At 63.3% G+C, this 25,432-nt stretch carries 21 protein-coding genes; 4 read left to right on the top strand and 17 right to left on the bottom strand.

Translation table 11 applies throughout. The features are described 5' to 3' along the window. Nucleotides 1-7: 7 nt before the first annotated feature. Together AC1MCD_RS00465 and AC1MCD_RS00460 are read right to left on the bottom strand one after the other, a co-directional pair. Entirely contained in the window at nucleotides 8-394 is a 387-nt protein-coding gene (locus AC1MCD_RS00465; protein WP_498674834.1) for a hypothetical protein, read from the bottom strand. Continuing rightward, nucleotides 394-1,779 (bottom strand): DJ-1/PfpI family protein, encoded by a 1,386-nt coding sequence (locus AC1MCD_RS00460; protein WP_498674831.1) that lies wholly within the window; start codon nucleotides 1,777-1,779, stop codon nucleotides 394-396. The genes AC1MCD_RS00465 and AC1MCD_RS00460 overlap by 1 nt, the downstream gene beginning before the upstream one ends. A gap of 1,681 nt (nucleotides 1,780-3,460) precedes the next feature. Between AC1MCD_RS00460 and AC1MCD_RS00455 the strand changes: the two genes are divergently transcribed. Next, nucleotides 3,461-6,739, top strand: a complete 3,279-nt coding sequence (locus AC1MCD_RS00455; protein WP_498674829.1) for a hypothetical protein — start codon at nucleotides 3,461-3,463, stop codon at nucleotides 6,737-6,739. A 20-nt stretch (nucleotides 6,740-6,759) separates the two neighbouring features. Here AC1MCD_RS00455 and AC1MCD_RS00450 read toward each other — a convergent pair whose 3' ends face one another. Next, on the bottom strand, nucleotides 6,760-7,203 hold the full coding sequence (locus tag AC1MCD_RS00450) for a Het-E N-terminal domain-containing protein (RefSeq protein WP_498674827.1): 444 nt from the start codon (nucleotides 7,201-7,203) through the stop codon (nucleotides 6,760-6,762). A 1,091-nt stretch (nucleotides 7,204-8,294) separates the two neighbouring features. Here AC1MCD_RS00450 and AC1MCD_RS00445 point away from each other — a divergent pair. Next, nucleotides 8,295-8,999, top strand: a complete 705-nt coding sequence (locus AC1MCD_RS00445) for an alpha/beta fold hydrolase (protein WP_498674823.1) — start codon at nucleotides 8,295-8,297, stop codon at nucleotides 8,997-8,999. Here AC1MCD_RS00445 and AC1MCD_RS00440 read toward each other — a convergent pair. From AC1MCD_RS00440 to AC1MCD_RS00405, 8 genes are all read right to left on the bottom strand, one after another. Beyond that, complete coding sequence (locus AC1MCD_RS00440) at nucleotides 8,941-10,014, bottom strand: HoxN/HupN/NixA family nickel/cobalt transporter (RefSeq protein ID WP_498674822.1); 1,074 nt, start codon at nucleotides 10,012-10,014, stop codon at nucleotides 8,941-8,943. The genes AC1MCD_RS00445 and AC1MCD_RS00440 overlap by 59 nt on opposite strands. After that, nucleotides 10,015-10,845: an urease accessory protein UreD gene (locus AC1MCD_RS00435; RefSeq protein ID WP_498674821.1), complete on the bottom strand. Its 831-nt coding sequence runs from the start codon at nucleotides 10,843-10,845 to the stop codon at nucleotides 10,015-10,017. A 134-nt stretch (nucleotides 10,846-10,979) separates the two neighbouring features. After that, nucleotides 10,980-11,597, bottom strand: a complete 618-nt coding sequence (gene ureG, locus AC1MCD_RS00430; RefSeq protein WP_498674818.1) for an urease accessory protein UreG — start codon at nucleotides 11,595-11,597, stop codon at nucleotides 10,980-10,982. Between the two features lie 26 nt (nucleotides 11,598-11,623). Next, entirely contained in the window at nucleotides 11,624-12,292 is a 669-nt protein-coding gene (locus AC1MCD_RS00425) for an urease accessory protein UreF (protein ID WP_498674816.1), read from the bottom strand. Nucleotides 12,293-12,389: 97 nt separating this feature from the next. Beyond that, nucleotides 12,390-12,875: an urease accessory protein UreE gene (gene ureE, locus AC1MCD_RS00420; protein WP_498674814.1), complete on the bottom strand. Its 486-nt coding sequence runs from the start codon at nucleotides 12,873-12,875 to the stop codon at nucleotides 12,390-12,392. 38 nt (nucleotides 12,876-12,913) lie between these two features. Then, a complete protein-coding gene (gene ureC / locus AC1MCD_RS00415; protein ID WP_498674812.1) occupies nucleotides 12,914-14,659 on the bottom strand; it encodes an urease subunit alpha in 1,746 nt (581 codons plus the stop codon). After that, nucleotides 14,656-15,027: an urease subunit beta gene (locus AC1MCD_RS00410; RefSeq protein ID WP_498674808.1), complete on the bottom strand. Its 372-nt coding sequence runs from the start codon at nucleotides 15,025-15,027 to the stop codon at nucleotides 14,656-14,658. The genes ureC and AC1MCD_RS00410 overlap by 4 nt, the downstream gene beginning before the upstream one ends. An 8-nt stretch (nucleotides 15,028-15,035) precedes the next feature. Beyond that, nucleotides 15,036-15,338, bottom strand: a complete 303-nt coding sequence (locus AC1MCD_RS00405) for an urease subunit gamma (protein WP_498674806.1) — start codon at nucleotides 15,336-15,338, stop codon at nucleotides 15,036-15,038. A gap of 259 nt (nucleotides 15,339-15,597) precedes the next feature. Between AC1MCD_RS00405 and AC1MCD_RS00400 the strand changes: the two genes are divergently transcribed. Continuing rightward, nucleotides 15,598-16,758 (top strand): acyl-CoA dehydrogenase family protein, encoded by a 1,161-nt coding sequence (locus tag AC1MCD_RS00400; RefSeq protein ID WP_498674803.1) that lies wholly within the window; start codon nucleotides 15,598-15,600, stop codon nucleotides 16,756-16,758. Nucleotides 16,759-16,826: 68 nt separating this feature from the next. Here AC1MCD_RS00400 and ppsA read toward each other — a convergent pair whose 3' ends face one another. Continuing rightward, nucleotides 16,827-19,238 carry a phosphoenolpyruvate synthase gene (ppsA, locus tag AC1MCD_RS00395; RefSeq protein ID WP_498674801.1) on the bottom strand — a complete coding sequence of 804 codons (2,412 nt, stop codon included), beginning with the start codon at nucleotides 19,236-19,238 and terminating at the stop codon, nucleotides 16,827-16,829. Nucleotides 19,239-19,390: 152 nt separating this feature from the next. Further along, nucleotides 19,391-20,209, bottom strand: coding sequence for a pyruvate, water dikinase regulatory protein (locus AC1MCD_RS00390; protein WP_498674799.1), 819 nt, complete (start codon nucleotides 20,207-20,209; stop codon nucleotides 19,391-19,393). A gap of 209 nt (nucleotides 20,210-20,418) precedes the next feature. On the opposite strand from AC1MCD_RS00390, the gene AC1MCD_RS00385 reads away from it, so the two are divergent. Next, on the top strand, nucleotides 20,419-21,402 hold the full coding sequence (locus AC1MCD_RS00385) for a trypsin-like serine peptidase (protein WP_498674797.1): 984 nt from the start codon (nucleotides 20,419-20,421) through the stop codon (nucleotides 21,400-21,402). 61 nt (nucleotides 21,403-21,463) lie between these two features. On the opposite strand, the gene AC1MCD_RS00380 is transcribed toward AC1MCD_RS00385, so the two are convergent. The 4 genes from AC1MCD_RS00380 to AC1MCD_RS00365 are packed head-to-tail and all read right to left on the bottom strand — an operon-like array spanning nucleotide 21,464 to nucleotide 25,415. Further along, on the bottom strand, nucleotides 21,464-22,990 hold the full coding sequence (locus AC1MCD_RS00380) for an aldehyde dehydrogenase family protein (RefSeq protein WP_498674795.1): 1,527 nt from the start codon (nucleotides 22,988-22,990) through the stop codon (nucleotides 21,464-21,466). Next, entirely contained in the window at nucleotides 22,987-23,739 is a 753-nt protein-coding gene (locus AC1MCD_RS00375; RefSeq protein ID WP_498674793.1) for an HD domain-containing protein, read from the bottom strand. The genes AC1MCD_RS00380 and AC1MCD_RS00375 overlap by 4 nt, the downstream gene beginning before the upstream one ends. Before the next feature lie 36 nt (nucleotides 23,740-23,775). Then, complete coding sequence (locus AC1MCD_RS00370) at nucleotides 23,776-25,092, bottom strand: NAD(P)/FAD-dependent oxidoreductase (protein ID WP_498674791.1); 1,317 nt, start codon at nucleotides 25,090-25,092, stop codon at nucleotides 23,776-23,778. Between the two features lie 2 nt (nucleotides 25,093-25,094). Further along, the gene (locus AC1MCD_RS00365) at nucleotides 25,095-25,415 is read right to left on the bottom strand and encodes a 2Fe-2S iron-sulfur cluster-binding protein (protein WP_498674788.1); all 321 of its coding nucleotides are present in this window, start codon (nucleotides 25,413-25,415) and stop codon (nucleotides 25,095-25,097) included. Nucleotides 25,416-25,432: the final 17 nt, after the last annotated feature.

Here is a 25,432-nt window from a genome sequence, read left to right as displayed (position 1 = left end):
TGGAGAATCATTGGACTGCAAGGACCAGGTACAGGGCGGCAAGGGCAGCCGTAGCGGGGGTCATCACGAAGCGTTCGGGTTTGCTGCGCGAGAGGCCGTTCATCAGGACGCCGAGCGCGAAGTATCCCGTCATCACCCAGATGGTGACGGTCATCAAGGATTCCCCTATCAATGGCGGGACAAGGCCAGCCTTGGCCAATGCTGCATAGGCGAAGATTGCATACAGGCCGATGGAGACCACACTGAGGATCCTGAGGTTGGTTGGGAGGACGCGGTGTTGTCCGCCCCAGGCCATCCTTCCGAGCGGAGCCCCGGTAATAAGAGCGACTTGGAAGACGGCCAGGGCTGCCAGAAGCCCACAGGCGAGTATTGCGGAAAGTTGGTCCAACGGCATCAGAAACCACTCTCTACCATCGCGCCGATCTGTCCCTCTGCCCGACGCCGGATGGCGGTGCGAATGAGGGCCGGCAGGGCACCGGCGAGAACGGCGAGCAGCAGGCCGAGCACGATCAGGACGGGAACGCGGACATAGGTTCCACTGGACGGAAGGTTCAGATGCGCGGTGGGATAGTCGATCATCTTGGCTGCCGATAGGGCGGTGGCATGGTCGGTATGCTGCGCCAAATACTCTAGCGCGCCATCGAAGCCGAGCGCACCATCAGCGCCGGCAAAGGCATCGGCGGATACGTCGCGGGACGCGGCCCATTCCTTCAAGTGGGGGTTGATGTCCTGGTCCCGGGCCGCGCCTGGTGCAATGACCTTGTCCACCTGGGGTGCCCGGGTTTCCGGAATGGTGAGGAGAATCATCCCGTGCCTGGTGGTGACGGTGTCCGTGGTGCCGACCGGCACGGTGCGGGCTGCGAAGGACATGTTGTATACCTCGAAGGCGCTGGCGACGTCGGATTCTCCCACTCCGTCATAGAGCCCGACGGCGATCGTCGGCCGGAACCACGGGACGAGGGCGTTGAGTCCGACGGGAATGTCCGAGGCGGCAAAGGACTGGACGGGTATCGATGCCGACGCCGTGAGCGCCCAGCCCGGATAGTTCACCAGGCGCCCGACCCGTTCAGCTTCGTCGGTGCCGGCCAGGTCCGCCATGACCTTCAGCGCCCCCGGAATGCCGGACGTGACACCGGCTGTGGTGGTGATCATGCCGTCCTGGACGTACCGCAGGCCTTCGGCCCATTGAACCTGGGGACGGCTCTTCTTCAGAGAACTTAGACGTGACCAGTGGCCGGTCGCCTTGTGCCCGTCGAGGACACCGGTCGCGGCCAGGACGTTCGATCCGTTGCAGACGCCCAGAATTTGGGCTCCGCGCCCTGACTCCTCCAGGATCCACTCCCGCATTGCGGTTTCCTCCTGCCCCTCGGGGGCGCCGACGGCGGGGACAACGACGACGTCCGGCTGTCGGGCCCTGCCCGACCGGACGTCGTTGAAGGTGTAGGTCGGCACGATCGCCGTACCTCCGTCAATCGGTGCAGGACCTGGCCCGGCTGCGATGGTGTAGACGGAGAATTCGGGGGAACTGGCGAAAACCTCGTAGGGAGCCAATACGTCGCTCCCCACGGTGCCCGACGAGCCGAGGACAACGGCAACAACGATCGGGCCGGAGGAGGAAGGCCGGTTCACCGGCAATCCTTGCAGGCTCTGCTGTGGTGGCGCGGCATGGCTTTGTGCATCAGCCACGTCGACGCCAGCGAAGGCCAGCGCAGCCACAACGGTCAGGAATAATGCCCAGGAGACAGCGGCGTTGGAAAAGCGTCGTGAACGGGAAGCCATGAGCTGGGTCTCGATTCTATGAACGTGCGGGCTGGCACAGTGTGTGCGGCTGCATCGCTTTTCACGCTACGTTTTGCCCCTTTCCCGAACATCGGCCCAGAGGACACTTCCCAGAAGGTGCACGTGGTACCGCGGTACTACATGTGGCTGTGGCATGAGGCAACGTCGACCGTCATCGATGCTTTCGCTGGGACGGCCGCTCGCGCTCAGGGTGTGCTGAGGCGTCCTCGGTGGGTCAAGAGAAGCGTCAATTCGAAACGCCCGTCCCAGCCACGGGAGGCTACTACAGAGTTACCGCTCACTCGAAGCCAAAGAGCCTGCAAGTAGATGAAAGATTCACTCGTCTAACGACGGCCCGGAGGGCCGATAACGGACGTTATGTAACGCTGAAGCTCCGGAAGGGACGGTCAGAGCGCTCTGACAACTTCATATTACGGATGCTCGCCGAGCTAACGCTTAGCGCGCATAGGACGGCAAGGTCCCCTTAAAATCTTTTTGTTCCCTCCGGTGGCCGCGAACAGTAATATGCTCACTCCCAAGGTGGTTGGTTTACGAGGCTCATCTAAATGCCGCGCTGATTTGGGTACCGGTGCCTGAACTGAGGAAAGGCTCTATGTCGCATTCTGTAGGTAACGTAGAGGGATCATCGTCTGATCTGCCCCTTTCACGCTCTACGACCCACAACAATCGTGAGCCCAGTACAGAGCAATCAAGCCAGACCCAGGTCTACGGCGCGAAGATGAGTGGTTTTGCGTCAGTTGTTCCAAAACCGGGGCCGGGGCTGTGGCGGCCTGCGCCTCGACCGGTGACAACGGTTTCCAGGCAACAGCAGTCTTCTCCACTCACTGGCGGCGCAAGTACTTCTACTCCCCTATCACCAGCACCAGCGGTCCCTCAAATCGAGAGTGTGACTGCCGATCGCGGCAGTGTAGTTGTTGCGTCTGGGGCATCGGTGGGTGACATAGTCACCAACGTAAGTCTCGTGGCCCCAGTTCGAATACCAGCATGTTTAAGGCCACACGCGGCTGTGATCGCTACGCTAAGAGGCCACAGATCCGCATTGACCGAATGGGTCTTGCCCTTTCACGCCCCTCGTGAAGATGCCCCTTGGCATCCACAAACCCTTTGGGCTAAAGCAACGAATCCATCCGAAGCCGGAAGTATCCTGCTGACTGGGCACGGGGGAATCGGAAAAACACGCACCCTATTTGAGGTTGCCGCTCTGGCTTCAAAGGAGGGATGGGACGTGTTCCATATGCGGGGCTCAAATGTATCTCCCGCTTTGGACTATCTCAAAGACCGGACCGAGACTTCGTCCCACCCGGTCCTGATCGTTATCGACTACCTCAACCTCTACCACGCCACCCTTGACTTAGACCTATTGCAGGATTTAGCTGCGGCGGCCAGATATCCCAACCCCAGGCTCGCCGTGATAGCCAGTGTCCGCACCGGATGGTGGAACAATCACACAGAACATCCTGGTCTCAAATCGATGGACCGGGTTCAACTAGCGCCCAGTCCTCAGGATCTTTACGAGGTGTGTGCGGCGGTGGCTGCTGAGACAGCCCCTACGGCTGTCCAACGGCGAGGCCTGAAGTATGTCCTAGGCCGTACCGGATTGACTCGCCCCGTCCTAGTAAGGCTTATAGCGACAATTGTCGAGGATCACATCATTTCGGGGATGGCCACCGACACACTTATTTCCGGCGACCTGAGCGATTATTTGCGTGATCGCCTTACAGAAGACCATTTGTTGCCACTTGCTCATCCCAAGACTGCATTACTGCCACCCACCGTCGACGAAACCGTTCACGCGACGGCGGTTGTCCTAGCCACGACACCCACGACGCGCCAACAATCTGCCATGACAGCTGCCACAGTGCTCGCTAGGTTGGGGCAGCATAAGGACTCTCACCCGGCTGCAGAGCACCTCGTGAACATGCTCGCCACAATGGGCTGGCTTACGCCTGCTGACACCACGGCAGACAAGCTTGCCGCAGTCCACGACGTTGTAGTGGATCACGTGGTAGAGAGTGTCCTCTTCCCGAGTGGGATCGGAGTCCATCCAGCCCACCTGACTACCCTTTTAGACGCTGCATCAACGATGCCGACGACTCTAACAAACGCCTTTATCACTCTTGAGCGCATCCACGATGAGCGTGAGGCACGCGATGACATAAATACAACCCTGCGGGATTGCACGGGGCACTGGGTCGATACCAGTGGACCTAACATACTTACTGCCTTGACCGGTGACCCCTGGGAGGGCGCCGTTACTGCATCAGCCCTCCTAACCACTCCTCTGTTATCCGGTCCGCAGGCAACTTGGGACCTGGTGACGAAGCCCCTGCTTCGGGAACTTGGCTCTCACGCAGCGGCGCGGGGATTGCTAATTATCGCAGCACAGAGCCTTCCCGATGTTTACAGTGCCCAAATTGGGGAAATGGCGTTGACTTGGTTGGAGGCTAACCCGCCTGACGGCACAGAATACCTGTTGCGGCATCTTCTCGACCGTGAAGAGATGTCCGCGGAGCATGTCAATGCGCTCCTTGAATTGTCCTATGCATGGACCGAGAAGTATTCCGACAGTCCTGGCGCAGATTTCGTATTATCCCGCCTCCTGGCTTCCTCTCTTTTGAGTCCCGAACGTACAACGAGAACAATTGATCGGGCACTGTATTGGCTAAATCTGCACGGGAGCCGCCCATACACATCACACCTGCTCTCTGCACTCCTGCTTCGCAAGGATCTAAGCGCGGAACACTCGCTGGCGACAATTCACTTCGGAAGTACTTGGCTCGAGCAGCATGCTACAAATTCCAATGCCGCCTTTGTTTTAAGCGCATTTTTGAGTCGGCCTCAACTGACATCGGGCCAACTCAATACTGCGGTCCGTTTGGCTCTCGAGCACGCAGCAACCTGCTCCGACGTTCAGGTCAGCTATCTAGTGCCGGCCCTGCTGGGTCGGACCGACCTCAGTAAAGAACAAACGGAAGCAGCCCTCAACGCAGCCCATGCCGCGCTGGAGCGCGAAGGCCTCGAAGCGAGCTTTATGTTGCGGGGCCTGCTTAGCCGTGCCGACCTGACCGAACAACAGACCCAAAGGGCATGTGATGCCGCTTTCGCTTCGATTGTCGACAATTATGGGCCGGAAGCCAGCTATGTGCTGGATCCTCTGCTGCGCCGCACGAACCTCATAGAAGAACAGGCCGAGGCCGCATGTGTCGCAGCGTGGGCCTGGCTGGCACACAACACCGGCGTTGAAGCATGGCATGTCCTTGAAGCACTGCTAAGTCGTACCAACTTAACGGAGGAACAAGTCGACGCAGCCTGTTCCGCCGCCCATGTTTGGCTGAACGAAAACCAGGGCCCGGAGGCCAGCTATGTGCTTCAGCCGCTGTTGGTTCGCAGTGACCTGACTGAAAGGCAGAGTAAAGCAGCACGCGAAGCGGCGCGCACATGGATACTTGACACTCTTCACCCTGGACCCGGGCTCGGCGCAGATACCAGCTACGTTATTAGTGCTCTATTGAACCGCTTGGACCTGACCGAAGAACAAACGAAAGCGGCATGCGAAGTAGCCCATAACTGGTTGAACCACAATAGCGGCCCTCAAGCGAGCTATCTGCTGCAGTCTCTACTGAGAGCCTCCGTGCCCTTGAGCGCAGAACAAGCCGAGGCAGCATACGGGGCGGCCCTCGCTTGGTTAGATAACCACCCCGGTCCCGAAGCCAACTATGTGCTGCAGGCTCTATTGGAATCCAACAACTTGTCTGAGGAGCAGATTGAAGAGGTATGCGGCGTCGCGCACGCCTGGTTGGCCGATAACTTCACTGCTGGAGCTAACTATGTGCTCCGATCCCTACTAAGACGCGCTGACCTCACAGAAGAACAGAGCAAAGCAGCATGCGAGGCAGCCCTCGCTTGGTTAGATAACCACTCCGGCCCCGAAGCCAACTTTGTGCTGCAGGCTCTCTTGGAGAGAGACGCCTTGTCTGAGGAGCAAATCGAAAAGGTATGCGGCGTCGCGCACGCCTGGTTGGCCGATAACTTCACTGCTGGAGCTACCTACGTGCTCCGGTACCTACTTGGGCGCACTGACCTTACAGAAGAACAGAGCAAAGCAACATGTGCCGTTGCGAACGTATGGCTGGACAAGAATGCGGGTTCAGGCGTTGAAACCCAATTTGTGCAGAAGGCCTTATTAGGCCGCTCCGAACTCAGCGCCGAGCAGCTCGAGCACTTCCTCACGGGCAACGATTTTTCTTTGTCAACTAGCTTAGTTCGCGGATACCTTGCCATCGAGGGTTTAAGTCATGCTCAGAGAAGCGGACTCATAGATTCGCTCGTCGATGCTGTCAATAATTACGACAAGAGTCCAAATGCCAGCAAACGTAAAGTCCTTGTGCTGCTTGGAGCTCCTAATCTAAGTCCTGAGCAGCTGGACCTTGTGGTGAACACTGCCGCCTCATGGTCATCCAGGCACATGGAGTATCTTCAGACTCGGTTCGTTCTGCGGACCATGTTGCTCCGTGCAGACCTGACCGTGAAGCAGGCCGACATTGCCATAACCTTGTCTATTGAGTGGCTTAATTCACATGCTCAAATGAGTCAGGCATGGTCCGTCCTGGCTGCGTTGCTGGAGCGAACTGACCTGCAGCCGATTCAAGCTGAGTCGGTACGGGCCTCGGCTGACACCTACTTGAATCATCACTATGCCAGAGACGAGGCTGCCAATGTACTAAGGCAACTCCTCGCTAATACGCGACTAACTCCGGAGCAGCTGCAGCGGGTGGTTGACGCAGCCAGAAAGTGGGTGCAAGCTCATACGCCCTATGCCACCGGGTTAGGCACACTTGGAACGGACGAGGTCCCAGCGCTCGTCGACGTTATGGAAAAGCATCTCGAAAAGCAGTCAACCGAACATCGGATGAAGCTGGCTGGCGAAAGCGAGCCGTAAGGAAATCTCACAGAGCCCGATTATGCATCATCCTGCCTGAGGCTTTTGCTCGGACGTGTTGCCTCTGTGTAGCTCGTCCTAATGGATCCGGTGTTACCCCCAATTTGAGCCACTCCTCCCCGGTCGGCACGCTGGCTGATAGTGCCCGTGAAGGCAACTGAAGCAGCACCGCTCGCCGAGGATTTGGCTAGGGTCAGTAGCTCCTCCGCTGTGGACAAAATTTCCGTGTCATCCTCCATCTGATACTCCAGAAGGTGCGGGCTCAAGTAGGAAGCAATGGTGTCATCAGGATTGCTCTCGAACATGGCCAGGGCAGACGCGGCCTTAGTATCTTGTCCGAAGCGTCCCAAAATTAAGCGTTTAAGGCCCTCATATGCGTCACCGATGGCGGTCTGTGCCGCGTCAGTTGCCCCTGCTCCGACGCCGGCCGCCAATGCCGCAAGTATCAGTGTTATGGGTTCCATTCCGTAACCTCCTGCTCGTGTCCCAATAATTCTCTTGAGAATACGCCTCTAGATGATGACTGGGCTTGTAGCGCGCTCCGGCCGCGCCATGTTCTTACTGCATTAGATTGTCGGCAGGGATCTTCGGCCGGCTTTACGGCCCGTTCCCTGTATCCGGGAATGTCATACACGTGGCTTGGCACGAAGTCTCTCGACCCCTTTTAGCGGCCCCTTGCTCATAGCTACCCGCCGCTCAAGGTGCGCCTTTCCCGGTCCTGGGCAGTTGCTGCCGATCCACCGCTCCGAATTTCTGCTGGTACTGCCGTCCAGGACTTCCGTCATTCAGCCTCTGTGGACTCTGCTGCGCCTCAACAGGGTGTCCCTCGTAGGCCTTTCTGTATCACTGGGGCGGAGGGACAGCAACCCACCGCTGGCATGCACCTCCCACCCCAAGTCCCCCATCGCGCATTGGTATTGCTTCGGGCGGGCAAATACCGCGCCGAAGCTACACCGGTCGACCAGATGCTCCCGGTCCAACCTTGAGTGCTGGGTGACAGGATGCCCGCCACGCTATGCCGGAAGGGGTTCCAGTGTGCGTGTACTGGCCGGCTTCGGCAGGCCGAAATGCTCGTTCACGGTCGGTCTCTCGCAAGACCAAGGTAAACTGCCCCGGCTTTCCAGCCCGGCCCCGGTCTGGAAAGCGGGGACCTCAGCATCTTTGGAGGCGCGGGTAGGCTGTACCCGCGCCTGGCTGGACCACACCTCAACCTGACGTCAGGTAGTCCCTGTGAAACCCGTCGGAATAGGGTGCAATTTTGTATTCACTGACACGGGCTCCGGGAAGTCTCACGTTTCAACCTGACGGTTATGGCTCAGGAAAGTTCCCTGTGAAGGGAGAGCGTATCCGGTCGATCGCTTCCGCACTCTGGATCCAAACGAATGGCTCGAGCGGGTACAGGCAAGATCCGGTCAGGACACCAATCAGCTCAGCTGTCCTACTCTGTTTTGCCCGCGCCCCCCCGACAAAAGGCGTGTCTCGGTCGTCCGCAGCCACCATACGCCGCCGCCCGAATGCCCTACCCGGTGTCGGTACCCCGGAGTAGGGTTCCGTCATGGACATCATCCTCGTACCCGGTTTCTGGTTGGACGCGTCATCGTGGGAGGAGGTGACGCCGGCACTGGAAGCGGCGGGGCACACGACCCATCCCCTGACGCTGCCCGGCCTTGAATCCGTGGACGCACGGCGTGCCGGCATCACGCTGAAGGACCACATCGCCGCCGTCGTGAACGTTGTGGACGGGCTCAATGGAAAGGTGGTCCTGGTGGGGCATTCCGGCGGTGGTGCGGTCATTCACGGAGTGGCGGACGCGCGGCCGGACCGCGTGGCCCGGAACATCTACGTGGACAGCGGACCGCTCGGTGAGGGCGGCGTCATCAACAATGAGCTGCCGGCCAAGGGCGACGACGTTCCACTGCCACCGTGGGAAGGCTTCGAAGATGCTGACCTGGTGGACCTCACCGACGAGCTGCGGACCAAGTTCCGGGCGCGCGCCATCCCCGAGCCCAAAGGTGTGGCCTACGGCAAGCAGCGCCTGCACGACGTCCGCCGGTACGACGTTCCTGCCACCGTGATCGCCTGCGAATTCCCGTCGTCGCTCCTCACCGAATGGATCGACGCCGGCCACCCATTCACCGCTGAGCTGGCCCGCGTACGCGACGTCGACTTAGTGGACCTGCCCACCGGGCACTGGCCGCAGTTCACGAAGCCGGTTGAGCTGGGCCAGGCGATTCTGAAGGCGGTGGAGCAGACGGCCTGAGGCTGGCCACGCCCCACACGGTCAGCAGGAGGGCGATAAGCAACAGTCCGGCATCGCCGAGGTCTACGGCACCGAGCCAGTTCGTGACCGGGTCCCTCAGCCCGAAGGCCGCGTTCACGAAGCCGCCCAGCGTGATCGCAGCGATGAACAGGGCGGAGACCGCAGAGATCCCGGTCACCGCCGCGTTGAAACCGAGCTTGCGCCCGGGATCCTCCAGGGCCGAGCGGTACATCCGCATCATGGCCACCCCGTTCAGCGAATCGCACAGCGTCATCGCACCGGTGAACGCGAGGGGCAGCGCGATCAGGGCGAGCGGCGAAACGCCGGCCAGCGACGCCGCCGTCGTCATCACCAGCAGGCCAATGGTGGTGGCCGTGTCAAAACCCAGCCCGAACAGGAACCCGATCACGTAAATGTTCCGCGGCCGCCTTACCCGGGACAAGGGCTTGGCGAGGAGCCGCGCCACGAATCCCTGCGCCTCAAGATCGGCCGCATCGATGCTGCCACCGGCCCGGGCGCCACGGTAGACGCGCACTGCGCGAACAAAGGACGAGCCGTTGAACAACCCCATAGCCAGCAGGAACAGCCCGGAAACACCGCTCCCAATCAGACCCAGCACCTGGTTCCCGGCCGATCCGTCCTCCATAAACCGCCCCACCATCGTGGCGCCTGCAACCACCAGCACTCCGGCCAGGATCACCACCGAGCTGTGCCCCAGGCTGAACGCGAAGCCCACACTCACGGGGTCCTGCCGCTGCGCCACAAACTTACGGGTGGAGTTATCGATCGCGGCCAGATGGTCCCAGTCGTAGCTGTGCTTCACCCCGGCCAAATAGGCAGTCAGCACCAGGCCAAGTGCCAGCGGCTGCCCACCGCCCGCGGTTCCACTGAGCAGAAGTACGACGGCGGCGAGATGCAATGCGGCCACCGCGCCGAACGTGAAGAGCAGCCGGGTGCGGACCGGCAATGAGTCCCGCTCGCGGTACATCACGGCGAACTGGGTCAGCGCTGTCATTCAGTACTTCCTCAGGTTCAGGGGCGCCTGCCCGTGCCAGCGGTCCCGCAACAGCGCCGTGCACGCACCCAGCAGGCTGTTCAGCTCGCCGGTGCTGTTGGACAGTGCCCGCAGCACCAGCCCCGTGGTTCCAGCCACGGTGCGCGTGAGGGAAATTCCCGTGTGGGCGTCGTGCCCGGAGGTCAGGGCATGGAGCTCATCGGCGAGCGCCTGGTTCACGCGCTTGTCCACCACAACCAGCGAGCCCAGGTGGCTGAAGCCCTCCATAAAGCCCAGCCCGGTGACATCGTTCAACGGGGGCCGGATCAGCAGATTGTCCAGGGCGAGCAGCTGCGCGCTGCCGCCAGTATCGACGTGGATCTCGTTGCGCAGCCGCAGCTCCTCATACTTGAACGACGCCCCGTCCGGCGACCAGCCCGGTGTGATCACTTCAGCCATGACAAGGCTCGACGTCGGCCGCAAGGTAACGTGCGTGTTCTGCCGGTAGCTGGCCTCCCGATAGGCAATGAGCTGGTCAGGCATCAACTCCAGCCGGGCCCCCTCCCCCAACCTCAAAGCCATCCGCTGCTCAGCAAAGGATCCAGGAGTCCGATAAATCTTCGTCGCCGACTGCGTAGTCAGGAGCAGGTCAGCCCCATCCCCCACCTCCACATCAAGCAAAAAGAGATCAGCCCCAAGATACGCCCCGCCAGGATTCACAAGGACATAACAAACCTGCCCGGACTCATCCAGATAATGCGGCCGTAGAACTCTCAGGGCGCCTTGATGGTACTGGTATACGGCCACCGAGCGCTGACCACGCGCGGCGACCCGGAGCTCCAATCGGCCCATCGCGGGCCGATCAGCGGACGCGGGTGATAGGGGCCGCGGCGTGGTGGGCACCGCGGAGCGGGCACGGCCCCTATCACCCGCGGGCGCAGGCCCAGGTGAGATGACCGCATGAGGCGAACGGGCCGCCGTCGTGCTCATTGAGCCAAGTCGAGCATCAGGACGTCCCGCCGCACCCATTCGATGACGGCGTCGAGCCCTTCGTCGGTCTTGAGGTTCGTAAAACAGAAGGGCCTGTCGCCACGGAACTCGCGGGAGTCCCGCTCCATAACGGACAGGTCGGCGCCGACGTGGGGTGCGAGGTCGGTTTTGTTGATGATGAAGAGGTCGGACTTGATCATGCCCTGGCCGGCCTTGCGCGGGATCTTTTCACCCTGGGCCACGTCGATGATGTAGATGGAGAAGTCCACGAGCTCGGGGCTGAACGTGGCGGAGAGGTTGTCGCCGCCGGACTCGACGAAGATCACCTGCAGGTCCGGGTGCCGCGCCTTGAGTTCCTCGATGGCCGCGGTGTTCATGGAGGTGTCTTCGCGGATGGCAGTGTGCGGGCAGCCGCCGGTTTCGACGCCGATGATCCGATCCTCGGGCAGGATCCCGTTGGCGGCCAGGATCTTGGCGTCCTCGATGGTGTAGATATCGTTGGTGATTGCGGCCATGGAAATCTCGCGGCTCATGTGCCGGGTCAGCCGCTCCACAAGCTGGGTTTTGCCGGCGCCCACCGGGCCGCCGATGCCGATTTTGATGGGTTCAGTCATGGTGTCCTTCTCAGTAATATGCACAGCTAGCTCATGAACATTCGGGCGCGTTGCCGCTCGTGCCGCATCTGCGAAATTTCGATTCCGGGGCTGAGGGCCCCGAAGTCGTCCGGCGTCAGGTGCGCGATCCGCTCGACGGCGGCAGCGACGTCATCGGCCGCTTGCCGCAGCAGCCGCTGCCCCGCGTTCTGCCCGAGCGGAATCGCGCGCACCGCATTCTGCGTCAGCGACGTGACCGTGGCGAAAAGGTAAGCGGCGAGCGCTTCGGCAAGCGGCACCCCCAGTGAACGCGCGACGACGGCGAACGCCAGCGGCTGATGCCCGGCAGCCCGGCCGCTGGTCACCAAGTCCCGGTACAGTGCGAGCTCCGCCGACGGAAAAACCCCAGTCCCAATCTCCAGCAACCGTCCGCCCATCTTCAAGCTCGCCTCCCGAACCTGCCGAGGCAACAAAGAAGCAGAGAGCAAAGAATCCAACTCCCCCACAGGAACGTCCTCATACAAGAACCGAATAGCCAAACCATCAGAGTAAGAAAGCTGCTGGGCCAGGAAGGCGGATAGCCAGGTACTGAAGGAGGTCTCGTCGTGGATCAGCCCGCGGTCAATGTACGTTTCGAAGCCGAAGGAATGAGCAAACGCTCCAGTAGGAAGCGCAGAGTCGGTGAGTTGCTGCAGCGATAACTGGTAGCTGGGCACAGCGGCGGAGGCGGGTGAAGGGGGCTGCGGTGTGGTGGGCACCGTGAAGCGGGCACAGCCCCCTTCACCCGCTGGAGCCGCAAGCGGCTCACTCGAGTCAGTGCGAGTGCTCAGCATGGCGAAAAGGCACAGGCATGACGCGTTCCTGCCGGTCGTAGGGCACGGAAACGTGGCGAAGGTAGTCCTCGACGGTGTGGTCGTACGCGCACACCATGACGTCGGCCCCGTACTCCGAGGCGGCGTCGAAGAACTGGGCCGGGAGATGCCGGTTACCCAAGGAATGAGCCACGACCCCCATTTCGTGGACGGACCGGGGTGCGATGACCAGGACGTCGGTGGGCAGCACGGACACGATGATCATGTTGGTGTCGGCCACGTGCAGGATGTCTCCGTCGCGCAGGTCGCCTGAGCCCGACGGGAGACGGATGCCGATTTCCTTGCCGTGATCGGTGGTGACCCGCTGAATGCGTTTGACCAGCTGGGCGCTGGGCAGGACCACCTTTTCCCGGTGCAGGCCGGTGTAGGCGGCCAGGTCTGTGGCGGGCAGCTCGTGCAAGTTGCCGAGGACTTTTTCGATGATCACATCAGGCTCCGGTTGATCAGTTGTCTCTGGGTGGGAGGTTAGAACAGGAAGTAGCGCTGGGCCATGGGCAGGACGTCGGACGGCTCGCAGGTGACGTTCTCGCCGTCGACCATTACTTGGTACGTTTCCGGGTCCACCTGGATGTCGGGGGTGGCGCCGTTGTATTTGAGGTCGGCCTTGGTCAGGGAGCGGATGCCCGAGACGGGACGGATGTTCTTCTGCAGGCCCAGCTCCTCGGGCACACCGGCGTCGATCGCGGCCTTGGAAAGAAAGGTGATGGAGGACTGTTGCAGAGCTTTCCCGTAGGTGGCGAACATGGGCCGCATGGTGCGCGGCTGCGGGGTGGGGATGGAGCCGTTCGAGTCGCCCATCAGGGCGTAGGCGATCTGGCCGCCCTTGATGACCAGCTCCGGCTTGACGCCGAAGAACGCCGGATTCCAGAGCACCAGGTCCGCGAATTTCCCCTCCTCCACCGAGCCGATCGAGTCGGCCATGCCCTGCGCGATGGCAGGGTTGATGGTGTACTTCGCCACGTAGCGTTTGAGGCGGAAGTTGTCACTCTCGGCCCCCGCACCGTTCTCCGCACCGTGGGTGCCGCCGTCGGGATCCTTGAGCACGCCGCGCTGCTTCTTCATCTTGTCCGCGACCTGCCAGGTGCGCGTCACCACCTCACCCACGCGGCCCATGGCCTGGGAATCTGAGGAGGTGATGGCGAAGATGCCCATGTCCTGCAAGACGTCCTCGGCGGCGATGGTCTCGGCCCGGATGCGGGAATCGGCAAACGCCACGTCCTCGGGGATGGCCGGGCTGAGGTGGTGGCAGACCATGAGCATGTCCAGGTGCTCTTCGATGGTGTTCCGCGTGTACGGCAGCGTCGGGTTGGTCGAGGCCGGCAGCACGTTGGGCAGCCCGGCGATCCTGATAATGTCCGGTGCGTGCCCGCCGCCTGCCCCTTCGGTGTGGAAGGTGTGGATGACCCGGCCGTCAATGGCCCGGATGGTGTCCTCCACGAAGCCGCACTCGTTCAGGGTGTCGGTGTGGATGGCCACCTGAACGTCATGCTCGTCGGCAACTCTGAGGGAGGTGTCGATCGAGGACGTGGTGGCGCCCCAGTCCTCGTGGACCTTCAGCCCCACTGCGCCGGCGCGGATCTGCTCGGCCAGGGGTTCGACGGCGGAGGCGTGGCCTTTGCCGAGCAGGCCGATGTTGATCGGGAGTCCCTCGACGGCCTGCAGCATGCGCTGAATATGCCACTTGCCGGGCGTGATGGTGGTGGCCTTGGTGCCTTCGGCCGGGCCGGTGCCGCCACCCACCATGGTGGTGATCCCGCTGCACAGCGCCGTGGGAACCTGGTCTGGGGAGATGAAGTGGATGTGAGAGTCAATGCCGCCGGCGGTGAGGATCTTCCGTTCCCCGGCGATGATTTCGGTGCTGGCGCCGATGACGATGTCCACGCCGTCAGAAATCTGCGGGTTGCCGGCCTTGCCGATCTTGAAGATGTGGCCGTCCTTGATGGCAACGTCGGCCTTGTAGATGCCGGTGTAGTCGAGGATGACGGCGTTGGTGATGACGGTGTCCGGGACATCTTCATCCCGGATGGCCTGGCCCTTCTGGCCCATGCCGTCGCGGATCACCTTGCCCCCGCCGAACACCACTTCCTCGCCGTAGACGGTGAGGTCCTTCTCGATTTCGAGGAACAGGTCGGTGTCGGCCAGGCGGATGGCATCGCCGGTCGTCGGGCCGTAGAGGTCGGCGTATTGCCGGCGGGGAAGGTCGAAGCTCACTGGGCGTCCTCCTTAGGGGCGCCGGAACCGACGGCGGGATTGCCGGCGTCGGGACTGCCGCCGTCGAGCGGTCCATTCACGGCGTTGCTGAGGCCGTAAACTTCGCGGCTGCCGGCGAGTTGAATCAGCCGGACCGTCCTGCTGTCCCCCGGTTCGAACCGCGCGGCGGTTCCCGCGGGGATATCCAGCCTGCGGCCGTAGGCGGCCCCGCGATCAAACTTAAGGGCGCCGTTCGCCTCGGCAAAGTGGTAATGCGACCCCACCTGGACGGGACGGTCGCCGGTGTTGGTGACGACGACGCCGATCGCCTCGCGTCCGGCGTTCACCGTCACCGGTTCGGGCCTGAGGATGTACTCGCCTGGGATCATGGCCTGCCCTATCGGATCGGATCGTGGACGGTAACGAGCTTGGTGCCGTCAGGGAAAGTGGCCTCGATCTGGACGTCAGGAATCATTTCCGGGACACCCTCCATGACGTCCTCGCGGGTGAGGAGTGTGGTGCCGTAGCTCATCAGGTCCGCCACGGTCCGGCCATCGCGGGCGCCCTCGATGAGTTCGTAGCTGATGATGGCCACGGCCTCGGGGAAGTTCAGCTTCAAGCCCCGGGCCTGCCGGCGCCGGGCGAGATCGGCGGCCACCACAATCATGAGCTTCTCTTGCTCACGGGGCATGAGATGCATCGGGTTCCCTTCGGTAGCCGGGCACGGTCCTTCGTTTATAGACCCGGAGGAGCATGCAACGCCAGCATTGTCCGCGCATCGCCTCCGCGGCGGTTTTTCGTGATCAGCGTAGGCCGGTCACGTTTCCGTCAGATTTCCGGCGGTTACCGGGACCCACGCGGGGCCCACAGGCGGGTCAGATCCTCGACATAATGGCCGTATAGAACACAACGCCCGGCCGGCCCCCACCGTCTGCAGAGCACCATGAAAGGCCCCACCCATGTCTGATGTCAGCGACCTCATTGACTTTGATTCCCTGCTCACCGCGGACGAGCTTGCGCTGCGCGATTCCGTGCGGGCCTTCGTGGACAGTGAGATCAGGCCGAACATCGCGGACTGGTACGAAAAGGCCGTGTTCCCGCTGGAGATTGTGCCGGAACTGGCCAAGCTGGGCGTACTCGGCATGCATCTGAAGGGTTACGGCTGTGCGGGCCGTTCCGCCGTCGATTACGGCCTGGCGGGCGCCGAACTCGAAGCCGGCGACTCCGGGCTGCGCACGTTCGTCTCGGTCCAGGGCTCCCTGGCCATGAGTGCCATCCACAAGCACGGCTCCGAGGAACAGAAACAGGAGTGGCTGCCGGAGATGGCCAAGGGTGAGGCGATCGGCTGCTTCGGCCTGACCGAACCCACCGCGGGATCTGATCCGGGCAGCATGACCACCTTCGCCCGGCGCGACGGCAGTGACTGGGTCCTCAACGGCACCAAGCGCTGGATCGGCCTGGCCTCCGTGGCCCAGATCGCCGTGATCTGGGCCCAGACCGACGCCGGCGTCCGCGGCTTCGTGGTGCCCACCTCCACCCCGGGCTTCACGGCCACCCCCATCGAACCGAAACTGTCCATGCGGGCCTCCATCCAGTGCGATGTCGACCTGACCAACGTGCGCCTGCCCCAATCCGCGGTGCTGCCGAACGTCGTCGGGCTTAAGGGCCCGTTCTCCTGCCTCAACGAGGCACGGTACGGGATCATCTGGGGCGCCATGGGCGCGGCCCGCGACGCCTTCGAGGCCGCCCTGGACTATTCCAAGGGGCGCATGCAGTTCGACAAGCCGCTGGCGGGCTACCAGCTGACCCAGCAGAAACTGGTGGACATGGCCCTGGAGATCAACAAGGGCTTCCTGCTCGCCCTGCACCTGGGCCGGCTCAAGGATGCCGGCCGCCTGCAGATCGAGCAGATCTCGGTGGGCAAGCTCAACAACTGCCGCGAAGCCATCAAAATCTGCCGCGAAGCCCGCACCATCCTCGGCGGCAACGGCATCACCCTGGACTACTCACCGCTGCGCCACGCCAACAACCTCGAGTCCGTGCGCACCTACGAGGGCACCGACGAAGTCCATACCCTCATCCTGGGCAACAAACTCACCGGGGTTCCTGCCTTCCGCTGAATCAGCTCAGACGCGCAAAGGGCGTGGCCGGCGATATCCGCCGGCCACGCCCTCTCAGTTATGTTGGGTCAGCTGGCTGCCGCGCCGGCACCAACCTCGGCGTCCACTGCCCCGCCGGCCAGACGAAGCCAGGTGTCCACCACGGTGTCGGGGTTCAGGGAGACGGAGTCGATGCCTTCCCCGACCAGCCACTCGGCGAAGTCGGCGTGGTCGCTGGGGCCCTGGCCGCAGATGCCGACGTACTTGCCCTTTGCCTTGCAGGCCTTGATGGCCATGGTGAGGAGCTTCTTGACGGCGGGATCGCGTTCGTCGAATCCGCCCGAGATAATCGCCGAGTCACGGTCCAGGCCCAGGGCCAGCTGGGTCATGTCGTTGGAGCCGATGGAGAAGCCGTCGAAGTACTCCAGGAATTCGTCTGCGAGCAGGGCGTTGGAGGGAATCTCGCACATCATGATCACCTCGAGGCCGTTCTCGCCGCGCTTCAGGCCGTTCTCGGCCAGCAGGTCGATGACACCGCGGGCCTCGTCCAGGGTACGCACGAACGGGATCATCAGCTTGACGTTGGTCAGGCCCATCTCGTTGCGGACGAAGGACAGTGCCTCGCACTCAAGGTCGAAGCAGTCCCGGAAGGACGGGTCCAGGTACCGTGAGGCGCCGCGGAAGCCCAGCATCGGGTTCTCTTCGCGCGGCTCGTAGGCGGGTCCGCCGATGAGGTTGGCGTACTCGTTGGACTTGAAGTCGGACATGCGCACAATCACCGGGTTCGGCGCGAAGGCTGCGGCAATGGTGGCCACGCCCTCGGCCAGGCGCTTGATGTAGTAGTCACGCGGGCTGCTGTACGCGGCGATGCGTTCGCGGATTTCCGCGGCCACCTCGGCGGGCTGCTCGTCCAGGTTCAGCAGGGCCTTGGGGTGGATGCCGATCTGGCGGTTGATGATGAATTCCAGCCGCGCCAGGCCCACGCCGTGGTTGGGCAGCTGCGCGAAGGTGAACGCCTGCTCCGGGGTGCCCACGTTCATCATGACCTTGACCGGGGCTTCGGGCAGCTGGGTGACCTCGGTTTCCTCGACCGTGAAGTCCAGAATTCCTTCGTAGATCAGGCCGGCTTCACCGTCGGCGCAGGTGACCGTCACCTGGAGGCCATCGGAGAGCGCCTGGGTGGCGTCCCCGGTGCCGACGACGGCGGGAATCCCCAGTTCGCGGGCGATGATGGCAGCGTGGCACGTGCGGCCGCCACGGTTGGTGACGATGGCGGAGGCGCGCTTCATGATCGGTTCCCAGTCAGGATCAGTCATGTCGGCAACCAGGACATCGCCGGTCTCGAACGCAGCCATCTGGTCGATCGAGGTCAGGATGCGGACGCTGCCGGCACCGATGCGCTGGCCGATCGCGCGGCCTTCGGCGAGCACGCGGCTGGTCCCGTTGAGGCGGAAACGGCTCAGGCTGCCCGCGGCACGGCGGGACTGGACAGTCTCGGGGCGGGCCTGCAGGATGTACAGGCCGCCGTCGATCCCGTCCTTGCCCCACTCGATGTCCATGGGACGGCCGTAGTGGTTTTCGATGGCGACGGCGTGCCGGGCGAGCTGCTCGACGTCGTCGTCCGTGAGGCTGAAGCGGTTCCGCAGCGAAGCCTCAACCGGCACGAAATCGATGGTGCGGCCGATTTCCTGGCTGTTCGTGTAGGTCATCTGGAGGGCCTTCTCGCCCAGTCCCCGCTTGAGGATGGCGGGGCGGCCGGCCTGGAGTGCGGGCTTGTACACGTAGAACTCGTCGGGGTTCACGGCGCCCTGGACTACGGCCTCACCGAGGCCGTAGGAGGAGGTAACGAACACGGCGTCCTGGAACCCGGATTCGGTGTCCATGGTGAACATCACGCCGGAAGCCCCGACGTCGGAACGCACCATGCGCTGGACGCCCGCCGAGAGCGCCACATCGGCGTGCTCGAACTTGTGGTGCACGCGGTAGGCGATGGCGCGGTCGTTGTAGAGGGAGGCGAAGACGTCCTTGATGGCGAGCAGGATGTTGTCGATGCCGCGGACGTTCAGGAAAGTTTCCTGCTGGCCCGCGAACGAGGCATCGGGAAGGTCTTCGGCCGTCGCGCTGGAACGGACGGCCCAGGAGAGGTCCTCGGAGCCGCCGTGCTTCTCCACCAGCTGCTGGTAGGAGTCCCGGACCTGCTTTTCGAAGTCCGGCAGGAAGGGCGTCTCGCGCATGAGGGTCCGGATTTCCTGGCCGGCCGCGGCCAGGGCAGTCACATCATCGGTGTCGAGGCCGAGCATCCGGTCAGCAATCCGCTGGTCGAGGCCGGAGTCTGCGAGGAAGCTGCGGTAGGCGTCGGCGGTGGTGGCAAAGCCGTCCGGGACCTGGACGCCGGCGGACGTGAGGTTCTGCACCATCTCGCCGAGCGAGGCGTTTTTACCGCCCACCCGGTCCAGGTCCTTGAGGCCGAGTTCTGAAAACCACAGGATGTCTGTAGTCATAGTTGCTGCTCCTTTGCAGATGATGGCATGCGGTGGTGCCGCCCGCCCGCGGGCTATAACCGGTCGGTGGGCGCGAATCCTGTCTACAGTGACAGGTCCGGGGCCCTCTTTCCAACATGATGTCTGCCACACCCGGTTTGTGAAAAATTTCCCTAGTGCTTGAGGTTCATGCGCTGCAGGATGGTGGCGGCCATTTCCTCCACGGACACCGATGCAGAGTTTAAGTAGGGAATCCGGTGCGAGACGTACAGTTGCTCGGCGCTGCGGAGCTCGAAGCCGCACTGCCGCAGCGACGCATAGGATGAGCCGCGGCGCCGTTCGGTGCGGATCTGGCTCAGCCGCAGCGGGTTGGAGGAAAGGCCGAAACACTTCTCAACAAAAGGCCGAAGCGGCTTGGGCAGGCCTTCGCGCTGGAAGTCCTCGTCCACCAGCGGGAAGTTGGCGGCGAAGATGCCGTGCTGCAGCGCCAGGTACATCGTGGTGGGTGTTTTTCCGCAGCGGGACGGTGCCACCAGGATGACCTGCGCCTTTTCCAACGCCCGCAGGCTCTGGCCGTCGTCGTGTTCCATGGCGTACTCAACGGCGGCCATCCGGGACTGATAACGCTCCGCATTGCCCAGGCCGTGCGCCCTGCCGGGTACGGCACTGGCCGGGGATCCGAGTGCCTGCTCCAGCTGCCCCACATGCGTTCCAATGAGATCGACGACGATTGCCCGGCACGTGGCGATGGCCTGCCGGATGTCACTGCCGACGGCAGTGGAAAAGACGATGGGCTGCGGGCCGGACGCGGCCAGCCTGTCGATGGTGCGCACCACGGACTTCGCCTGGTCCACCGTGGTGATGAAGGGGACCGTGATGCGGTCAAAGTTGTTCGCCGGGAACTGCGTCAACAGGGTGTTGCCGAGCGTTTCGGCGGTGATGCCGGTACTGTCCGAAAGGAAGTAGACAGGCCGAAGATCGTCATTGGTCATAAACGCATTCTGCCCCACCGCAAGCCCGGCTTACGCATCCGCGACGCCGGAAACCAACTCCGCAGCCGCAGCGCAGCCGCCAAATTACATTCAGCGTTGACGAGTTAACAGATTTCAAATTTTCATTTACAAGTTTGTCATGGCGGGATAGGTTCATCCCCAGCGAACCCAACCCAGGTCCGCTCCACCCGACCCTATAGAGGACAGCTATGACATCAACCAGGACTCTGGCCACAAGCCTGATGAGCCTCACCACAGCAGCACTGTTCGCCCTTTGCTCGGCAGGGCAAGCCACGGCTGCCCCCACACCGTCGGACGGCAAAGATGTTGCCGGCGTCAGCAGCGCAACCGTGACCGACACCAGCGGCGCCGACTACTGGACGCCCGAACGCATGCGCGCGGCCATACCGGGCGACGTTCTGGCCAAAAAGGCCATGGACCGGGGGAAGGCCAACAAGCCCGACCTGCCGGCTCAGGCCAAGGGCGCCGAGACCAAGATCCAGGGCTCCGCGCCACAAATCCAGCAGAAGGCCAACGCCAGCGAAAGCCCGGTGTCCCACATCGGCAAGGTCTTCTTCACCCTGGGCGGAACAAACTACGTCTGCTCGGCAAACTCGGTGGCCTCCACCAACCGGAACACCGTCTCCACCGCCGGTCACTGCCTCAATGAAGGACCCGGAGCCTTCGCCACAAAATTCACGTTTGTTCCTGCCTACCTCAACGGCGCGGCACCCTACGGGAAGTGGACTGCAAAGGCGCTCTACGCTCCCACCCAGTGGAGCTCGTCAGGCAGCATGCAGTACGACACCGGCTTCGCCGTGATGAGCCAGCTCAACGGCAGTAACCTCGCCGACGTCGTCGGGGCCTCCGGCGTCAGCTTCAACGCCGCGCGCGGACTCGCCTACAAGGCCTTCGGCTACCCCGCGGCCTCACCGTTCAATGGTGAATCCCTGAAGAGCTGCTCCGGCACCGCCACCAACGATCCCTACAACCCCCAGTTCAACACCCAGGGAATTCCCTGCAACATGACCGGCGGCTCCTCAGGCGGTCCGTGGTTCATCGGCACCAGCTCCAGCGGTTACCAGAACTCGGTCAACAGCTACGGCTACGGCAGCAAATCCACCACAATGTACGGCCCGTACTGGGGTTCAGTGATCCAGCAGACCTACAACACCGCGTCCTCAGCCTCTTAAATCGGCCTCTTAAATAGCGAACGACGGCGGTCGCTTGGCGGCCGCCGTCGTTCCGGCCCACCTACACCTTGCGGTGGATCGACTTGTAGCTCAGGTAGGCGTTCAGGCCCTCGATCCCGTACTCCGTTCCCAGCCCGGAATCGTGCCGGCCGCCGAACGGTGCGGCATGGTTGGAGGCAAAGAAGTTCAGGCCCACGGAGCCCGTGTCCATCCGGTCCGCCACAGCCAGCGCGGCGTCAGTATCCGCGCCGAACACCAGCCCGCCCAGGCCGAACTCGGTGTTGTTGGCAAGGGCCACCGCCTCGTCAACGCTGCCGCCGGCATCGTCGTATTTCAGGATGGTGATCACCGGCCCGAAGATCTCCTCGCGGGCGATCCGCATGTCCGGCGTGACCTCGGCGAACACCGTCGGTTCCACAAAGTAGCCATTCTCCAGTCCCCCGCCCAAGGATGCAGCACGCCCGCCGGTGGTGGCCCGGGCACCTTCGGCCAAGCCTGACTCCACGTACTCCAGCACGGTCCGGTACTGGGATTCCGTGGCGCAGGGGCCGAACACGGTATCCGGCTCAAGGGGATCGCCCTGCTTCCCGGCGGCGATGGTGGCCGTGACCATGTCCACCACTTCGTCATAACGGCTCGCGGGCGCCAGGATCCGGGTGGAGATGTAACAGGTCTGGCCGGTGTTGCGCATGGAGGACTTGATCAGGACCCCGGACATGGCGTCCAGGTCGGCGTCGGGCAGCACAATGGCGCTGGACTTTCCGCCCAGCTCAAGCGTGACCGGACGCAGCAGCTCACCGCAGGCCGCGGCAATTTTCCGGCCCACCGGCGTCGACCCCGTGAACGCCACCTTGTCCACCCCGGGGTGCTTCACCAGCACATCCCCCAGCCTGCCGGAACCCGTCACCAGATTCACGACGCCGGCCGGCACACCGGCCGCCGCGACGGCGTCCATGATCACTCGGATGGACAGCGGGGTGGGCGAGGCAGGCTTGATCACCACGGTGCAGCCGGCCAGCAGTGCCGGCGCGAGCTTGATGATCACCAGGTTGATGGGGAAGTTCCACGGCGCGATCAGTGCGCAGACTCCGAGCGGTTCGCGCCGGACCACGGACTCGCCGCCGCCGCGCGGGAACGGGCGGACGTCCTCACGTTGGAGGTACTCGGCGAGCGTGGCGAAGTACCGGAAGATGCCGGCCGCGTTGGCCGCGGCACCGGCGGACTCGGCCACGGGCGAACCGTTTTCCCGCGAGTTGGTCAGGGACAGCTCCTCTGAACGCTTCTCCACTTCCTCGGCAATCCGGAGGAGGTAGCCGGCCCGCTCGGACGGGGTCAGCCGGGGCCATGCGTCGTCGTCGGTACTAGAGAACGCGCGCCGGGCCGAGCCGACGGCGGCGTCCACGTCCTCCGGGGTGCCGTCCGGTACCGAGCCCCAGACCTCGCCCGTGGCGGGGTCGGTGACCGGGTTCCGGCCGGTGCCCCGCGCAGGCTGCCACGCACCGTCGACAAAGATGGTGTCCACGTGCGTGTGCGGCAGCGAGAGTTCCGCCCGTGCAGCCAGCGAAGAAGCATTGGTGGCGGAGGTCATCGGATCACCGCCGTCTTCAGCAGGGCGTTGGAGCGGTTGAGGTCGGCCGTAGCCATGTCCACGGCGGCCTGGGTGATGAGTTCGGGCACAATCTCGGTGGCCAGCCGATCGGTGTAGGTGGCCGGATCCATGGCGAACCACGAGGAAGCCAGCGCAATCCCGGCCTGGTCGAACCGCCACAGCCGGTCGGCGTCGCGCATGAGTGCGTCTTCCAGCGACCGGGCCACGGGACGGGTGTCGTGGCCGTCAATGATTTCGCAGATCCGCTCCACGAAGGCCGCCGAATAGCCCAGCCCGGGCAGCACCCGGCGCGCCACATGGCAGCCCTGCAGTTCATGCTCATAGCGGATGGCAGCCTTGCGCCAGTCCCCGGCAAACCCCTCCGAGATGATGCGGGACTCGTCAACGTGGGCCCACCCGGTGTCGTGCAGCAGCGTTGCTACCCGCACCATCTCAGCGTCGGCGTCTGGGTAGGCCCGGCACAGGCGTTCGGCGAAAGCCAGGGAGATGGGCAGGTGAATGTCATTGCCGCGTGTGCGCGTCTCGTGCACCACGGCCTTCCACAGCGCGTCCAGCTCCTCAACGGCAGCGGGCGTGGTGCTGATGGGACTGGTGTCCACCGGGCCGGGTGCCGGGATGGGGCGGACGCTGTACTCGGCGGCGAATGCGTCAGCCAGCGCATCGGCAGCGTCCGTGACCATAACGGCGTCATCGGGGCCCGCAGCGACCGGAGTCTTGGGGGTGCTCATAATGCTCCTTCGGGTGGGCCAACTTACTGAGTGCAGTTAGCTGTCCGTGGTGATGGTCTTTAGTTGAGTGGCGGGGTCCGCTGCGGCGTCAGCCGGGATGTTCTGGCCCTTCGCCAGCGCGTTCTTCACGGCCATGAAGTCCAGCGGGGCGTTGACGCAGTCCGCGGCAATGATCCTGCCCTGGCGGTAGTAGAGGACGCTGAATTTTCCGCGTTCCTCGTCGCGCCGGAGCACGGTCGCATCGAATCCATTGCAGAGGCCCGCGATCTGCAGTTTGAGGTCGGCCTGGTTGGACCAGAACCACGGTATGCCGGCGTATTCCTCGCGCCGGCCGGTGAGCGAGTAGGCGGCCACCTTGGCGTGCTCGATGGCGTTGTTGACGCTTTCCAGCCGGATCCGCTCCCCCGGCACCGAGCCGGGAACCGGGTTGGGCATGTTCGCCACATCCCCCACGGCAACAGTGCTGCCGTCCGAGGCAAGCGCGAACCGGTCCACCACCACGCCGTTGTCCACGGCCAGGCCCAGCTGTTCGGCCAGCTGGGTATTGGGGATCACGCCGATGCCGATCAGCACGATCTGCGCCGGCAGCACCGTGCCGTCCTGAAGCTCGACGGCGGCAACTCGACTACCGCCGTCGGCATCCGGCGCGAACCGCGCAGCACTGGTATTGAGCCGGATATCCAAACCGCGGGAGCGGTGCGCCTGCAGGAAATACTCGGCAGTCTCCTCTCCCACAGCCCGGCCCACCAGCCGCGGCCCGAACTCCAGCACGGTGACGTTCTTGCCCATTTTCTGCAGGCTCGACGCGGCCTCGAGGCCGATGAACCCGCCACCGATCACCACCACGTCGGTGGCGTCACCTACGCGGGCCTTGAGTGCCAGGGCGTCGTCGGCGTTGCGCAGATACAGCACGCCGTCGAGGTCGCCGCCGGCAATATCCAGCTTCCGGGCCCGGGCACCCACGGTCAGGGCCAGCCGCTTGAAGGGGAACTCCCGGCCGGAGGACGCGTGCGCCACCCCGGAACCGTCCGCTTCCTTGTCGATCCGGACGATGTACTCGCCCTTGACCAGTTCCACGTTGTGCTCGGCCCAGTAGTCGTTGGAGCGGAAAATGAGGGATTCGCTCTCCACCGTGCCCTGCAGGAACTCCTTGGACAACGCCGGACGCTGGTAGGGCCGGTGGTCCTCGTCGCCCAGCAAAGTGATGTGCTCGTCGAAGCCCAGAGCACGGAGGGATACCGCGAGCTGGACGCCCGACTGGCTCGCGCCGATGATGAGGAGCCCGGTTTGGGTGGGAACAGTGGCGGGGTTGGTTGTGGCGCCGACCGGCTGCTCCGATGCTTGCGTGCCCACGGCTACACCTGGGTTTCCGGGGTGGTGACGAACAGTTCGGTTCCGTCCGTCAGGCGCAGCTGGCAGGACAGCCGGGAGTTGTCCTCGCGGTCCACTGCGGTGCCGTAGAGCATCTCGTCCTCCATGTCCTCCATCGGCGGAAGCTGCGAAACGCAGTCTTCCCGGACAAAGACGTGGCAGGTGGCACAGGACAGCGATCCGCCGCACTCGGCCACGATGCCGGGAACGCCGTTGCGCACCGCGGTTTCCATGACCGAATCGCCCACGTTGCCTTCGACGTCGCGGACGGCGCCTTCTGCATCAGTGAAGTGAACCGTTGGCATTGGTCCTCCTTGGGGTT

The organism is Arthrobacter sp. BF1, from assembly GCF_056680215.1.
Note: the sequence above shows the minus strand (reverse complement) of the source record. Positions and strands in the feature narration are given on the sequence as shown.